Origin of the sequence: Nocardia elegans NBRC 108235 (genome assembly GCF_001612845.1) — a bacterium.
Taxonomy (GTDB): domain Bacteria; phylum Actinomycetota; class Actinomycetes; order Mycobacteriales; family Mycobacteriaceae; genus Nocardia; species Nocardia nova.
The window spans coordinates 1-14,725 of sequence record NZ_BDBF01000052.1; the positions used below are offsets into that span (position 1 = coordinate 1).

The 14,725-nt window shown below is 69.5% G+C and carries 10 protein-coding genes and 1 tRNA gene; 7 read left to right on the forward strand and 4 right to left on the reverse strand.

Annotated features, from left to right (window positions below):
* Positions 1 to 23 precede the first annotated feature (23 nt).
* Entirely contained in the window at positions 24 to 9,269 is a 9,246-nt protein-coding gene (locus NE2_RS28860) for a type I polyketide synthase (RefSeq protein WP_233429904.1), read from the forward strand.
* Between the two features lie 45 nt (positions 9,270 to 9,314).
* Here the strand turns inward: NE2_RS28860 and NE2_RS28865 are convergent, their stop codons facing one another.
* Both NE2_RS28865 and NE2_RS28870 read right to left on the reverse strand, forming a co-directional pair.
* Positions 9,315 to 10,070, reverse strand: coding sequence for a thioesterase II family protein (locus tag NE2_RS28865; RefSeq protein ID WP_063909509.1), 756 nt, complete (start codon positions 10,068 to 10,070; stop codon positions 9,315 to 9,317).
* A gap of 79 nt (positions 10,071 to 10,149) precedes the next feature.
* Positions 10,150 to 10,410, reverse strand: a complete 261-nt coding sequence (locus tag NE2_RS28870; RefSeq protein WP_063031252.1) for a metal-sensitive transcriptional regulator — start codon at positions 10,408 to 10,410, stop codon at positions 10,150 to 10,152.
* Positions 10,411 to 10,573: 163 nt separating this feature from the next.
* Here NE2_RS28870 and NE2_RS28875 point away from each other — a divergent pair, with 163 nt between their 5' ends.
* The 3 genes from NE2_RS28875 (at position 10,574) to NE2_RS28880 (ending at position 11,318) form a co-directional block, all read left to right on the forward strand.
* Positions 10,574 to 10,963 carry a carboxymuconolactone decarboxylase family protein gene (locus NE2_RS28875; RefSeq protein WP_030517992.1) on the forward strand — a complete coding sequence of 130 codons (390 nt, stop codon included), beginning with the start codon at positions 10,574 to 10,576 and terminating at the stop codon, positions 10,961 to 10,963.
* A 24-nt stretch (positions 10,964 to 10,987) separates the two neighbouring features.
* Positions 10,988 to 11,161 carry a DUF8730 family Cys-rich protein gene (locus NE2_RS37820; protein WP_501039980.1) on the forward strand — a complete coding sequence of 58 codons (174 nt, stop codon included), beginning with the start codon at positions 10,988 to 10,990 and terminating at the stop codon, positions 11,159 to 11,161.
* Positions 11,162 to 11,244: 83 nt separating this feature from the next.
* Positions 11,245 to 11,318 (forward strand) — tRNA-Met (locus NE2_RS28880).
* 90 nt (positions 11,319 to 11,408) lie between these two features.
* Here NE2_RS28880 and NE2_RS28885 read toward each other — a convergent pair.
* Positions 11,409 to 12,974: an FAD-dependent monooxygenase gene (locus tag NE2_RS28885; RefSeq protein ID WP_063031187.1), complete on the reverse strand. Its 1,566-nt coding sequence runs from the start codon at positions 12,972 to 12,974 to the stop codon at positions 11,409 to 11,411.
* Between the two features lie 268 nt (positions 12,975 to 13,242).
* On the opposite strand from NE2_RS28885, the gene NE2_RS28890 reads away from it, so the two are divergent.
* The 3 genes from NE2_RS28890 (at position 13,243) to NE2_RS28900 (ending at position 14,574) form a co-directional block, all read left to right on the forward strand.
* Positions 13,243 to 13,821: a TetR/AcrR family transcriptional regulator gene (locus tag NE2_RS28890; RefSeq protein ID WP_063031189.1), complete on the forward strand. Its 579-nt coding sequence runs from the start codon at positions 13,243 to 13,245 to the stop codon at positions 13,819 to 13,821.
* 91 nt (positions 13,822 to 13,912) lie between these two features.
* Complete coding sequence (locus NE2_RS28895) at positions 13,913 to 14,275, forward strand: DsrE family protein (RefSeq protein ID WP_174553994.1); 363 nt, start codon at positions 13,913 to 13,915, stop codon at positions 14,273 to 14,275.
* Positions 14,230 to 14,574 carry a tRNA-specific adenosine deaminase gene (locus NE2_RS28900; RefSeq protein WP_084494400.1) on the forward strand — a complete coding sequence of 115 codons (345 nt, stop codon included), beginning with the start codon at positions 14,230 to 14,232 and terminating at the stop codon, positions 14,572 to 14,574. The genes NE2_RS28895 and NE2_RS28900 overlap by 46 nt, the downstream gene beginning before the upstream one ends.
* Here the strand turns inward: NE2_RS28900 and NE2_RS36035 are convergent.
* The gene (locus NE2_RS36035) at positions 14,534 to 14,701 is read right to left on the reverse strand and encodes a hypothetical protein (RefSeq protein WP_157110976.1); all 168 of its coding nucleotides are present in this window, start codon (positions 14,699 to 14,701) and stop codon (positions 14,534 to 14,536) included. The two genes, NE2_RS28900 and NE2_RS36035, sit on opposite strands and share 41 nt — an antisense overlap.
* Positions 14,702 to 14,725 lie beyond the last annotated feature (24 nt).

Consider the following 14,725-nt stretch of genomic DNA (forward strand, 5'->3'; position numbering starts at 1 on the left):
TCGGGCAATCGGTTTCGCTGTCGGTGGCGTTGGCGGACGAGGCGTTGGTCGATCGGACGGTGTTCGCGCAGGCGGGTTTGTTCGCGTTCGAGGTGGCGTTGTACAGGCTGCTGGAGTCGTGGGGGGTGCGGGCGGATGTGGTGGCGGGTCATTCGATCGGTGAGGTCGCTGCTGCGCATGTGGCGGGTGTGTTGTCGCTCGGGGATGCGTGTGTGTTGGTGGCGGCGCGTGGTCGTTTGATGCAGGCGTTGCCTGCGGGTGGGGCGATGGTCGCGGTGGGTGCGTCCGAAGCCGACGTGCTGGCCTTGCTCAGCGGTGAGGTCTCGATCGCGGCGGTGAACGGCCCGTCCTCGGTGGTGCTGTCCGGCGTGGAAGCCGCTGTGGTGGCTCTCGCGGGACGGTGTGCGGAAAAAGGTTGGCGCACACATCGTTTGCGGGTGTCGCATGCGTTCCATTCGGCGTTGATGGAGCCGATGCTGGACGAATTCGCGGCGGCGATAGCTGGTTTGGCGTTCGGTCGGCCGACTGTGCCGTTGGTGTCGACGGCGACCGGCGCGAAGGTGACCGATGAGATGTCGGTCCCGTCGTATTGGGTGCGCCAGGTTCGGGATTCGGTGCGGTTCGCCGATGCGGTGGCGGTGATGGCGGAGTTGGGGGTGTCTCGTTTCGCCGAGGTCGGACCGGATGCGGCGCTGGCCCCGATGGTCACCCAGACCCTCGACGCCGCGTCCCCGGTGGTGGTGGCGCCCGCCCGCCGGCGCCAAGCGGATGCGTCGACTCTGACGGCCGGACTGGCGACGCTGTTCGTCACAGGCGCCGACGTCGACTGGGGCGCTTTCTACGCGGGAACCGGCGCCCGGCGAATCGATCTGCCCACCTACGCTTTCCAGCGTCGACGGTATTGGATATCCGACGCGTCCACGACATCCGGCGGCGCGCGGGCGATGGGCTTGGTCGCCGCGGAACATCCGCTGATCTCGGCCGTGGTGTCCCAGCCGGACTCCGACGGTACGGATCTCACCGGCCGCCTCTCGCTGCGGACGCACCCGTGGCTGGCCGACCACGCGGTCATGGACACCGTCCTGTTCCCCGGCACGGGCCTGGTCGAACTCGCCCTCTACGCCGGCGAACAGGTCGGCTGTCATCACCTCGAGCAACTCGTCCTGCGAGCCCCGCTGACACTGCCGGAATCCTCCGGCACCGCGGTGCGCGTCGTGGTCGGCGCCGAGGACGAGGCCGGTCGTCGCCCGGTGCGGATCTACTCCCGCCTCGAGGACGAGGCCGATGCGCTGCCGTCCTGGACGGTCCACGCCGAAGGCGTTCTCGCGCCCGAAACCCCCGGCATCGCTGTCGAATTGCGGACCTGGCCGCCCACCGGCGCGGTCGCCGTGGATATCGACGGGGTGTACGACGCCCTCGACGCGCAGGGATACCACTACGGTCCCGCGTTCCAGGCGCTGCGCGCGGTCTGGCGAGCGAGCGGCGACGTCCTCTACGCCGAGGTGGAACTGCCCGAGACCGCCAGGCCCGACGCAAAGCGGTTCGCCGTCCATCCAGCGCTGCTGGACGCGGCGATGCATGCGCTGCGATTCGCCGACGCGCGGCCCGACGGACCGGCGTTGCCGTTCGAATGGTCCGGAGTCACCGTCTATGCGGCGGGGGCCGACGCGGTGCGGGTTCGGCTCACCCGCGTCGGGGAACGGGGCGTGGCGCTGGATCTGGCGGATAGCACCGGCGCTCCGGTGGCGACGGTCCGCCACCTCGCCTCCCGTCCCGTCGATCCCGCGCAGCTCGCCACCGGCGCGTCCGTGGGCGATGCCCTGTTCCGGATCGACTGGACCCCGATCGAGGTGGACGCGGCCGACATCGCCACGGCCGCATGGCCGGAACTCGGCGACGAGATACCGCCGGTTGTGGTGCTGGACTGCCCGGCGGGTAACGATCCCGCCGCGATCCGCGCCGCGACGCACCACGTTCTGGAGGTGTTGCAGTCCTGGACGGCGAGCCCGCGATTCACCGACTCGGTCCTCGTGGTCCGGACCGGTAATGCGGTGTCGGTGGCCGGAGAGGACATCACGAATCTGGCCGGCGCCGCCGTCGGCGGCCTGGTCCGCTCGGCACAAGCCGAGAACCCCGGCCGCTTCGTGCTGATCGACACCGATGCCGCGCTCGACGATCTGCTCGGCGGCATCCTGGCCGCGGCCGAACCGCAGGTGGCCGTGCGGGACGGGCGAGTGCACGCCGCACGCCTGGTCCGGACGGCTCCCGCCGCCCCCGAGGCGGTCGAGTTCGATCCGGACGAGACGGTGCTGATCACCGGTGCGAGCGGGTTGCTGGCCGGATTGTTCGCCCGGCACCTGGTCACCACCCGTGGCGTCCGCCGCCTGCTGATGCTGAGCCGACGCGGCGAATCCGCGTCCGGTGCAAACGAATTGCGAGACGAACTCGGCGGCCTCGGCGCCGAGGTGGAATTCGCCGCCTGCGATGTCGCCGACCGCGGCGCGCTGGCCGCGGTGCTGGCGGACATACCCGCCGCGCACCCGCTGACCGGCGTCTTCCACCTGGCCGGCGTGCTCGACGACGGTGCCGTGGCGTCGCTGACTCCGGCGCGGATGGATACGGTGATGGGGCCCAAGGTCGATGCCGCACTCCATCTGCACGAGCTGACCGCCGAACTGCCGTTGCGGACATTCGTGCTGTTCAGCTCGGTGGCCGGTGCGTTCGGCAACCCCGGACAGGGCAACTATGCCGCGGCCAACGCCTGCCTGGACGCGCTCGCCATCCACCGCGCCGCGACCGGCCGATGCGGTACGTCCCTGGTGTGGGGTCTGTGGGACGGAGGTATGGCCGGGCAGCTCAGCGACGTCGATCGGCACCGCATGTCCCGCTCGGGGCTGCTACCGCTCTCGGCCGATCAGGGACTGGCGTTGTTCGATGCCGCGACCGGTATCGACGTGCCGGCGCCGGTGCTCGCCCGGCTCGACACCGACAGCATCCGCCACGCCGGAACCGCCCCGCCCACACTGCTTTCCGACCTGGCGCCGACCCGCCGCAGCGCGGCCTCCGGCATGTTCACGGCGCTGCGCGCCCGGGTGGCGAGCACTCCCGACAGCGAACGCTTCGGCGTGCTGGTGGAGATCGTGCGCGGGCAGATCGCCGCGACTCTCGGCCACGAGAACGCGAATTCGATCGCCGCTGACCGCGCCTTCAACGAACTGGGCTTCGATTCGATCACCGCCATCGAATTCCGCAACGCCCTCAAAGCCGTCACGGGCCTGCCGCTGCCCGCCACCCTGGTGTTCGACTATCCGACACCCGAGGCACTGGCGAGACATCTCGCCGAGGAGTTCACCGGCACGGGCCGGGACACCGAGGTCACCGCGACCCGGGCCGTCGACGACGACCCGATCGCGGTGGTCGGAATGGCGTGCCGGTACCCCGGTGGTATCACCTCTCCCGAGGAACTCTGGGATCTGGTGCGCGACGGCGCCGATGCGATCACGACGCTGCCGGCCGACCGCGGCTGGGACATCGCCGGCATCTACGACCCGGAACCCGGTCGCGCGGGGAAGTCCTACACCCGGGAAGGCGGATTCCTGCACAGCGCCGCCGATTTCGACCCCGAGTTCTTCGGCATCGGCCCCAACGAGGCCACCATGATGGACCCCCAGCAGCGACAGTTGCTGGAGACGACATGGGAAGCGCTGGAGCGTGCCGGTGTCGACCCCACCGTGCTGCGGGGCAGCTCGACCGGTGTCTTCGCCGGCGTGATGTACCACGACTACGCCCAGGGCAGCGGCAACAGCGCGGGCGGCAGTCTGGTCTCCGGGCGTATCGCTTACACGTTGGGGTTGGAAGGTCCTGCGGTGTCGGTGGATACGGCGTGTTCGTCGTCGCTGGTGGCGATGCATCTGGCGGCGCAGTCGCTGCGGTCGGGGGAATGCGATCTGGCGCTGGCCGGTGGCGTGACGGTGATGGCGACACCGGAGACCTTCGTGGAATTCAGCCGCCAGCGCGGGCTGTCCCCCGACGGTCGATGCAAGTCGTTCGCCGATGCCGCCGACGGTGTGGGCTGGTCCGAGGGGGCGGGCATGCTGGTATTGGAGCGGCTTTCGGATGCGCGGCGCAATGGTCACGAGGTTCTTGCGGTGCTGGCGGGTTCGGCGGTGAATCAGGATGGTGCGTCGAATGGTCTGACGGCGCCGAATGGTCCGTCGCAGCGTCGGGTGATCCGGCAGGCGTTGGCCAATGCCGGTCTCTCGCCCGCGGATGTGGATGCGGTCGAGGCGCACGGTACGGGGACGACGTTGGGTGATCCGATCGAGGCCCAAGCGTTGCTTGCCACGTATGGGCAGGATCGTGCCCCGGATCGTCCGTTGTGGCTGGGGTCGTTGAAGTCGAATATCGGCCACGCCCAAGCCGCTGCGGGTGTGGGTGGTGTGATCAAGATGGTCATGGCCATGCGCCACGGGGAACTGCCACGGACACTGCACGTCGATGCGCCCAGTACCAAGGTCGACTGGTCCGAAGGTCAGGTGCGGTTGCTCACCGAGCCGGTGCCGTGGCCGGAGGTGGATCGTCCGCGCCGTGCGGGTGTGTCCTCGTTCGGTATCAGCGGCACCAACGCGCACGTCATCGTCGAGCAGGCCCCGGCAGCCGAAACCGCGCCGGCGGTGACAACCGTCCCGGCCGTCCTGCCGTGGACGCTGTCGGCGCGCGGCAACGACGCACTGACCGGACAAGCGGCCCGCCTGGCCTCGCATGTGGACGCCCACGATCCGGATGCCGTCGATGTCGGCTTCTCGCTGGCCTCCACGCGGGCGGTGTTCGAGCATCGGGCCGTGGTCGTGGGCCGGGATCGTGACGATCTGCTCGCGGGCGTCCGGGCGCTGGCAGCGGGCGACACCGTGCCCGGTGTCGTCTCCGGTCGGGTGCTACCCGGTTCGACGGGTGTGGTGTTCTCGGGGCAGGGCGCGCAGTGGGCCGGTATGGCGGCCGAACTCCGCACCGCGTATCCGGTGTTCGCCGAGCAATTCGATGCGATCGCCGGCAAGCTGAATCTGCTTCTGGCACAGCATGTTTCGCTGCACGACGCGTTGGCGGGCGATGACCTGGTCGATCGCACCGTGTTCGCGCAGGCGGGTTTGTTCGCGTTCGAGGTGGCGCTGTACAGGCTGCTCGAATCCTGGGGATTCGGCGCGGATGTGGTGGCCGGTCATTCGATCGGTGAGGTCGCCGCCGCACATGTGGCCGGGGTGTTGTCGCTCCAGGACGCGTGTGTGCTGGTGGCGGCGCGCGGGCGACTGATGCAGGCACTGCCCGCGGGTGGAGCGATGATCGCCGTCGAGGCATCCGAGGCCGACGTCTCGGCCCTGCTGACCGGCGACGTCGCGATCGCCGCGGTGAACGGCCCGTCCTCGGTGGTGCTGTCCGGTGTCGACGCCGATGTGACGGCTGTTGCCGGAAGGTGCACCGAAAGAGGCTGGCGCACACATCGTTTGCGGGTGTCGCATGCGTTCCACTCGGCGTCGATGGAGCCGATGCTGGCCGAATTCGCCTCGACGATCGAGGCTTTGACGTTCGGGCGTCCGAACGTGCCGTTGGTGTCCACCGCAACCGGCGCCAGGGTGACCGACGAGATGTCGGATCCGTCCTATTGGGTGCGGCAGGTTCGGGACGCGGTGCGATTCGCCGACGCGGTCCTCGCCATGGCGGAACTGGGCGTGACACGATTCGCCGAAGTCGGGCCCGATGCGGTGTTGACGCCCATGATCGCCCGAACCCACGACACGGCAACCGCGATCGCGCTCACCAAGCGCCACCACGCGGACCCCGCGACCGTGCTCACCGGGCTCGCCCGCCTGTACGTCGCGGGTGCGACGGTGGATTGGACCCGCTACTACGCCGGCACCGGGGGCAGGCGGATGGATCTGCCGACCTACCCCTTCCAGCACCGCCGCTTCTGGGCCACGGGCCGGCTGCATTCCGGAGAGCCGTCGGCGCTCGGCCTGCGGTCCACCGAACACCCCATGCTGGGCGCGCTGGTGGCGCAACCCGAAGGCGGCGGCGTCCGCCTCACCGGGCGACTGTCCACGGCCACGCATCCGTGGCTGGCCGATCACGACGTACTCGGCGTAGTCCTGCTGCCCGGAACCGGTTTCGTCGAGTTGGCCGTCCACGCCGGAGAGCAGGTCGGCTGTCCGGAACTCGCGGACCTCACACTGCGGGCACCGCTGACGTTCAGCGGACCCGGCGGCGTGCAGATCCAGGTGGTCGTGGGCGACGGCGACGAGGCCGGTCATCGGCCCGTCGACATCTACTCACGCCGGGACGAAGACGACCCGGCAGTCCCGTGGACCCATCACGCGCAGGGCCGGCTGAGCCCGAGCGGGGATACCGGCGAACCGGCGCACTGGGCCGATTTCGTGCAGTGGCCCCCGTCCGGCGCCACGGCGGTCGCGGTGGACGGCGCGTACGACGAACTCGCCGACCACGGCTACCACTACGGTCCGGCCTTCCGCGGTCTGCTGGCCGTGTGGCGGCGCGGTGACGAACTCTTCGCCGAGGTCGCGCTGCCGGAACAGACCACCGCACACGGTTACGGCATGCATCCGGCGCTGCTCGACGCGGCCCTGCACGCGCTCACCGTCGGTGCTCCGCGCGAGCGGGCCGAGCCGCAGACCCTGGTTCCGTTCACCTGGTCGTCGGTGCGTCTGTACGCCGACGGCGCCCGCCGGGTGCGGGTGCGGCTGACCGGACGGGACGAGGCGGTCACGGTGCAGATCGCCGATTCCGGTGGCGCGCCGCTGCTTTCGGTGCGATCGCTCGCCTTGCGGCCGATCTCACCCGACGTGCTCGCGGCCTCGTCTCGTCCCGCATACGACGCACTGTACGAACTCGCGTGGCGGCCCGGCCCGCAGCCGCCCCGCACGGCGGATATCTCCTGGGCCGAGTGGGGTACGGGGGAACCGGCTTCGGTCCTCGTCTACCGCCCTCCGGTCGAGGAGGTCGCGGTGCCGGCGCGGCTGCGCACGGCGCTGCACGCCACACTCGCCGTCGTTCAGCAGTTCCTGGCCGACGAACGCTGTGCCTCGAGCACTCTCGCGGTGATCACCGACTCGACCGGCGATCCGGCCGCTGCTGCCGTGTGGGGCCTGGTGCGCGCGGCGCAAGCGGAGAATCCTGGGCGAATCGTGCTCATCGAGGCCGACGAGGCCGTCGCGACGCACGACCTCGTGGCCGCCGCGGCGACGGGTGAGCCGGAACTGGCCGTCGACGGGGCCGGGACGCGGGTGCCGCGACTCGTCCGGGCCGCGTCTGCCGAGGCGACCCTGCCCACCGCGTGGGATCCCGAACGGACCGTCCTGATCACCGGAGGAACCGGTGGGATCGGCCGCCACCTCGCCCGGCATCTGGTGCGCGAGCACGGGGTGCGCCACCTGGTGCTGGCCGGTCGGCGCGGTCCGGACGCCGCCGCGGATCTGGTCGCCGAACTCGGCGCTCTCGGCGCTGGGGTCCGGGTCGCGGCCTGCGACGTCACCGACCGCGACGCGGTGCGGCAGCTGCTCGGATCGATCCCCGCCGAGCATCCGCTGGGCGCGATCGTGCACGCGGCCGGGGTCGCCGACAACGGCCTGGTCGATACCTTGACCCCGGATCGGATCGACCACTGCCTGAGCGCCAAGGCCGACGCCGCCTGGTATCTGCACGAGCTCACCCGCGAGGCCGGACTGTCCGCATTCGTCCTGATCTCCTCGGTGGCGGGGTCGATCCTGCCCGCCGGCCAGGCTGGGTACGCGGCGGCCAATCTGTTCCTCGACGCGCTCGCGACGCACCGCCACGCCGAAGGCTTGCCGGCGACGTCACTCGCCTACGGCATGTGGGATATCGACACCGGACTGTCGCAATGGCTCGGCGAGGCCGACCGGCAGCGGATGCGGCGCCAAGGCTTTTCACCGCTGCCCGCCGGCACCGCACTCGAATTGTTCGATGCGGCAGTGTCTTCCGGTCGTCCGGTGCAGGTGCCGGTCGCGATCGATCACGCCGTACTCCGTGCCCGCGAGTCGGTCCCGGCCCTCCTCGGTGATCTGGCCGCGACGACGGGACGCCGGCAGCGCGCCACGACGCCGGACGCCGCGGCACTGCGCAACCATCTGGCGCAACTGCCGGAGGCCGAACAGGAACGGTGGCTGCTGACGCACATCCTCGACCACGCTGCCCGGCTGCTCGGGCACGGCAGCACCGAGGCGCTCGACCCGGAGCGAGATTTCCTCGAATCGGGATTCGACTCGCTGGCCGCCATGGAGTTGCGCGGCGTCCTCAACGCATCCACCGGACTGACGCTGTCCACGGCGGCGATCTTCGACCACAAGACGCCCGCGGTACTGGCCCGGCATCTTCGCGAGGAACTCGGCGCCGCGCCACAACAGACCAACGGCCGAGCGGCCCAGGATGATTCGCTGTACGGGATGTTCCGCGTCGCGGTCACGAACGGTCAGGCCGGTAAGGGCTTCGCCCTGCTGCGAGCGGTGGCGGAACTGCGGGACCAGTTCACCGCGGACGAGCAACCGGAACGGTTGCCGGCGCCCGCGCGCCTGGCCGCGGGCTCGGCCCTGCCGCGGATCATCTGCCTCAATCCGCCGCTGGCCACCGGCGGTGCGCACCAGTACGCCCGGATCGCGTCGCAGCTGCGCACCGGCCGCGATGTCCTGGCACTGCCGCTGATCGGTTTCGGTGCGGGCGAGCCGCTACCGGCGACGCCGGCAGCCGCACTGGCGGCGCTGGCACGCGGCGTGCTCGAGGCCGCGCAGGGTGAGCCGTTCGTCCTGGTCGGGCACTCCTCGGGTGGTCTGCTGGCCTACCTCGTCACCGAGTATGTGGAGGCGACCGGCGGTCCGGCTCCCGCCGGCGTGGTCATGCTGGACACCTATCCGGCGCACGCGGGTGCGGAATGGCTGCTGCGAGAGATGGCCGAACACATGGTGTCCCACGAGGCCACGTTCGGTCGTTTCGATCAGGCTCGGCTCACCGGAATGGGCCGGTACGTGCAGTTGCTGCACGAGCTGGTGCCGGGTTCGGTCGACACACCGACGCTGTTCGTCCAGTGTGCGCGATCGTTCCTGGACGGCTCCTCGGAACGTGCGGACTGGCAGACCCGGCCGTGGGACGCGGCGCATTCCGTCGTGCCGGTGGCGGCCGATCACTTCACGATCCTCGAGGACGGCGCGGCGGAGGTCGCCGAGGCGATCGAGGACTGGCTCGCGCACTGAGGGCCGCGACCGGGTGGGCGGATACGCCCGCCCGGTCGTTCCCGGCTAACTCGACAGCGCCCGCGAACTGTGCTCGGAAATCAACCGCGCGACCGCATCGCCATTGGCGTCGAGAAAGAAATGGCCGCCGGGAAACGTTCGGGCGGAGAAACTTCCGGTGGTGTGCGAGCGCCAGACCTCGAGATCGGCGAGACTCGCATCGGCGTCGCGATCACCGGCCAGTGCGACGATGGGACATGCGACGGTCGCCCCCGGGGCGCAGGCGTAGGTTTCGATGGCCCGGTAGTCGTTTCTGGTGACGGTCAGGATCATGTCGCGCATTTCCGGATCCTCGAGCAGGGCCGCCGGGGTGCCGCCGTAGTTCAGGAGATGATCGGCCAGCTCACGATCGCTCAGCGTGTGCATCACCTCGGTGCCCTGTTGTGACGGAGCGCGGCGTCCCGAGGCGAACAGCACCGCCGGGCGCGCGTCGGTTTCGCGTTCGAGGCGCCGGCAGGTTTCGAATGCCACCGCGGATCCCATGCTGTGGCCGAACAGGGAAAAACTCGAGGCGTCGGCGAGTGTCTCGGTCAATTCGGTGAACAGCCCGTCGACGAGCCCGGAAATGGTGTCGACGAGCGGCTCGCGCCGTCGGTCCTGCCGCCCGGGGTACTGCACGGCGAGGACGTCGTATTCCGATCCCAGGCGTTTGGCCAGCGGCCCGTACGAGATGGCGGATCCGCCGGCATGAGGAAAGCAGACCACCGTATGCGATCCGTTCTCCGGAGCGGGGGACAGACGACGCAGCCAGCTATTACCCACGGGCCGAAAGCCTACACCGACTACTTCGCCCCCGAATTCACCGCGCTCGCAACGGATTCGCCGGGGAGGTGCCGTGACGTCACGCCAGCGAGAGGAACAGCTTCTCCATCTTCTTCAGGTCGGCGCCGTCCGGGCTGCCGTTGGTGAGGCAGTGCTGGAGACCGGTCGCCACCAAGGCGTAACCGCTGCGGCTCAGCGCCTTGTTGACCGCAGCGAGCTGAGTGAGCACATCCTCGCACTCCGCACCGTCTTCCATCATGCGGATGACGGTCGCCAGGTGGCCGTGTGCACGCTTCATGCGAGTGATCACGGCCTTCACCTCGTCCGGTTCGAATTGCATCTGTTCCTCCAGCGTCTCGTCCGGCCCGTCGCGGACCGTACCCATGAATCATATCCCCCCGGGGGGATGCTATTGTTGTCTCATATCCCCCCGGGGGGATAGCCCGTACGTGGTTCTCCCCGCACCACCCGCGACGGACCACAGCTGATGAAAGGAATGCCGGATGTCCGTACTCAGTGAGCGCCCGTCCCGCCACGGCGCCGCCGTGCTCCAAGAGCTCTCGCCGCAGCATCGCGCGTTACGTCACGCGATCCCCGAGGTGTACAAGGGTTTCGGCGAACTCAGCAAAGCCGCGTTCGCGCCGGGAGCCATCGATCGCAAGACGAAGGAACTCATCGCGCTCGCCATCGGCGTGGTCGAGGGCTGTGACGGTTGCATCGCCTCGCACGGGCAAGCGGCCGCGCGCGCCGGGGCCACGCGCCAGGAGGCCGCGGAGGCCATCGGCGTTACCTTCCTCATGCACGGCGGCCCGGCAACGATCTACGGTGCTCGCGCCTACGAAGCGTTCTGCGAGTTCGCCGATGCCGTCGATGCCGGCGACGGCCCGGCGTGATCACGAACGGAAAAGGTCCTCGGCATGTGTAGTCCCGTTCGATGCAGGGTGTGCGGCAAGACGACGTGGTCCGGTTGCGGTCGGCACGTCGCTCGGGTCCGGGCCGCCGTTCCGGCCGACCAATGGTGCGCCGGCCATCCGGCATCCGCCCAGGACGGCTCGTCGCGTCGGCTGTTTCGCAAGTGGGCAGGCCGCTGAAGTGGCTCACGCGTAGTTTCCGACCTCTGTCACCAGCCGTTTTGGTGTTTCCCGTGCGGTTGCGTAAGGTTGTCCCTACCCGACGCGGGGTGGAGCAGCTCGGTAGCTCGCTGGGCTCATAACCCAGAGGTCGCAGGTTCAAATCCTGTCCCCGCTACTAGGAAAAGCGGTCTCGGAACCTACTGGTTCCGGGGCCGCTTTTCGTCGATCCGGCGCCACATTCCGAGCGTTGTGGCCGCCGGCCGCACTAGCCGCCGACCGGAGTTTCCGACGGAACACCGGGCTGCACCGGTGCGCCGAACCAGAGCTGCAGCGCGGCGCGCAGGCCGGACTCCGCGGTGTCCGCGGGTTCGCCGACGGCCGCGGCCCAGGCTATGTGCGCATCCGGGCGGATGAGGAGGGCGTCGGCGGTCCGATCGGCGGTCTCGGCGGTGCGAATCTCGATGCGGTGTCCCCATTCTCGTGCCGCCGCGCGCAGCTCCGGCCGTCCGGCGAGATCGAGCAGGACGGGCCGCGCGTCGTGCAGCAGCGCCGCGACGTCGGTGCTGCCCTCGCTGGTGCGCAGGGCCAGGTTGGGTGCGAAGGTGCCGGTCGCGGCGTGGCCGTTCGGGTTCGGCAGCTCATAGCGGATATCGGCGCCGGCGATGAGGGCGCCCATGCGCCGCAGGGGCTGATCGTCGGTGAGGAGCTCCTGGAAGACCGCCCGCAGCGCCTCGGCCGCCGGGTCGTGCCCACGCCGCAGCGCCACCTGCGCACGGGTGTGCAGCATGGTGCGCGCCGCCGCGAAATACCGTTCGTCGTGGTAGCTGTCCAGCAGTCCGTCCGGCGCCCAGCCCTGGACTTCGGCGGCCAGCTTCCACGCCAGGTTGACCGCGTCCAGCATGCCGGCGTTGAGGGCCACGCCCGTGGCCGGGAACAGATGGGCCGCATCGCCGGCCAGCAGGATCCGGCCCTCGCGACAGCGTTCGGCCTGCCGGGCCTTGAAGGTGAAACGTGACAGCCGATGCGTCTGTGCCACAGGGAGTTCCGCGCCGAGCACGCGGCGGACGCTGTCCTGCAGTTCGGTGACGGTCAGCGGTACGTCGTCGTCGTATTCGACGGACTCGTCCTCGATCGTGTAGACCGACAACACCTCCGACGTGGGCGAGACGCCCATCCCGAACAGCCCGCGGTCGGTGCGCGTGAAACCCGCCCGGATGATTCCGAAACCGTCGACGTCGAGGTCGCCGTTGTCGAGCCGGGTCACCGAATCGGGCACCGTGATCTGGGCCAGCCGGTTGACCTCCGGATAGACGGTGCCGGGGAACGGAATTGCGGCCAGGTCGCGAATCCGGCTGCGGGCGCCGTCGCAGCCCACGAGGTAGCGGGCGGTGACCCGATAGGTGCCGTCCGGGCCCCGCACGTGGGCGGTGACCGCGTCGGTGTCCTGCATCACGTCCAGCACCTGATGTCCGCGCCGGATGTCGACGCCGAGTTCATCAGCGCGTTCGCCGAGCACCCGCTCGAGCTGCTGTTGCGGCAGCGGCAAGGCGTGCATCGGAGACTCGGCGAGCCCGGTGAGGTCCACATGGACACCGCCGAACGGGAACCGCGGAGCCGGTATCGGATCGGTGCAGGCCGCTTCGAACCGATCCAGCAGGCCCCGGTAGCGCAACAACTCGAGAATCTGCCCGCCGAGCCCGCCGGCCTTCGGAGTGTCACGGGGTCGCGGTTGCCGTTCCAGCACCAGCGGCCGGACTCCGGCCGCCTGCAGTTCGGCGGCCAGCATCAGGCCGGTCGGGCCCGCGCCCACGATGATCACGTCGGTATGCATTCCACTCCTGTTCCGGCCGTTTCCGGCCGGTCGAACGATTCGGACACCTGGCACGTCGTCCGTTACCGGGCCCCGTGCCTGCCGTGCCGGGGCCACCCGCCCTTGGAATTGGTGACTGTGCGCGGAGGCACGGGGCGTGTGACGAAGCGCCGCTGGTTGGCCTGGGCAGGGAAGGTGGTGTGGTGCTTTCGCATATCGTTACCGCCTCAGGTGTAGTACTCTGAACGAAGTGTTTTGAACCGTAGTACTACGAATGGAGTGGTGTCAAGTGGTGCGCACGAACCCGGAACGCCGGCAGGCTCTGCTGGACGCGTCCATCGAGGTCCTGGCCCGGGAGGGGGCGCGCGGGCTGACCTTTCGGGCGGTGGATCAGGAGGCGGGAGTGCCGTCGGGAACGGCGTCCAACTACTTTCCCAACCGGGATGCGCTGCTCGTTCAGGTCGGCCATCGCTATTACGAGCGGCTGATCCCGAGCGAGGAAGCGATGGCGAAATCGCGTGGACCGCAGACCCGCGAGACCATGACCGAACTCATGACCGAGGTGGTCGAGCGGGTCTTCCATTTCCGCACCGGCTATCTCGCGATTCTCGAACTCCGGTTGGAGGCCACCCGACGTCCCGAACTGCAGGCGCTGCTGACCGAGCGAGTGCGCGCGGATCTGGACTTCAACATCAGCAACTTCCGGGAGTCGCAGCTGCCCGGCGACGAGGACGCCGTGGTGCTGCTGTACCTCGCGCTGAACTGGCTCATCCTCGAAAGGCTCACGCTCCCGGGCATTTTCGACGAGAAGCGGGCCGCCGAACTGGTCCGCACGATCGTGGAGCGCGCCATCCCCGCCGCCGGTTGATCGGCGTTTGTCGGGTGAACACCCGACGACAGGGGCCCGCCTCGCGCCTAGCGTTCGAAGTACGAACCGATGCACGAATCGAGGTTTCGCGATGTCGAAAGCCGTGATCAGCCTGACTACGGGTCTGGAGGACCCGGAGAAGGTCACTGTTGCGTTCCTGGTGGCGGTCGGCGCCGCCGAAACCGGCCGGGAAACGCTGATGTTCCTGACCAAGGAAGCCGTCCGGCTCGCCCTCGCCGACACCGCGGTCGGCGTCGCCTGCGACGGGTGCCCGCCGCTACCGGAGCTGTGCAAGCGCTACGAGGCGGCCGGCGGCCGCTACTTCGTCTGCCCGATCTGCTTCGACGCCAAGCAGCTCGACAGCGCGGCCCTGGTCGGCAACGCCGAACTGCAGGGCACCATCCCGATGTGGCAGTGGATCGGCGACGACCCGGCCACCACCTTCAGCTACTGACGCGCACCGCGCCGCAGGGAGGCGCCGAATCCGGTGTGGTCACCGCGCATGCCGAACTCACCGCTCTCACGGCGGCGGGTCCGTCCGCCGATCTCGCCGGCGCGACCGTGTACGCCGGCGGCGAACCGTGCCCGATGTGCAGCGCGGCGCTCGTATGGGCCGGTGACGCGGAGATCGCCGTCTCGGGGCCGCATCTGGAGGAGGAGGCGCTGGTCCCGTTCCGGCGTTATGCCGAAACCGTCGGCGCGGCAACGTCGTTCACGTCACGGCCCATTCCACCCAGTGACGATCCGCGGTGAACACGACCGACGTCGAGTGGTGGTAGTTCCGGGCGTTGAGCTGGGCGTCGATATCGGCGCGGATGGCGTCGAAGGATTCGACGGTGCGCTCCGGAGTCCGGGGACCGAGGACGACCGGATTGACCACGTGTCGTTAGCCGCCTAATGTTTG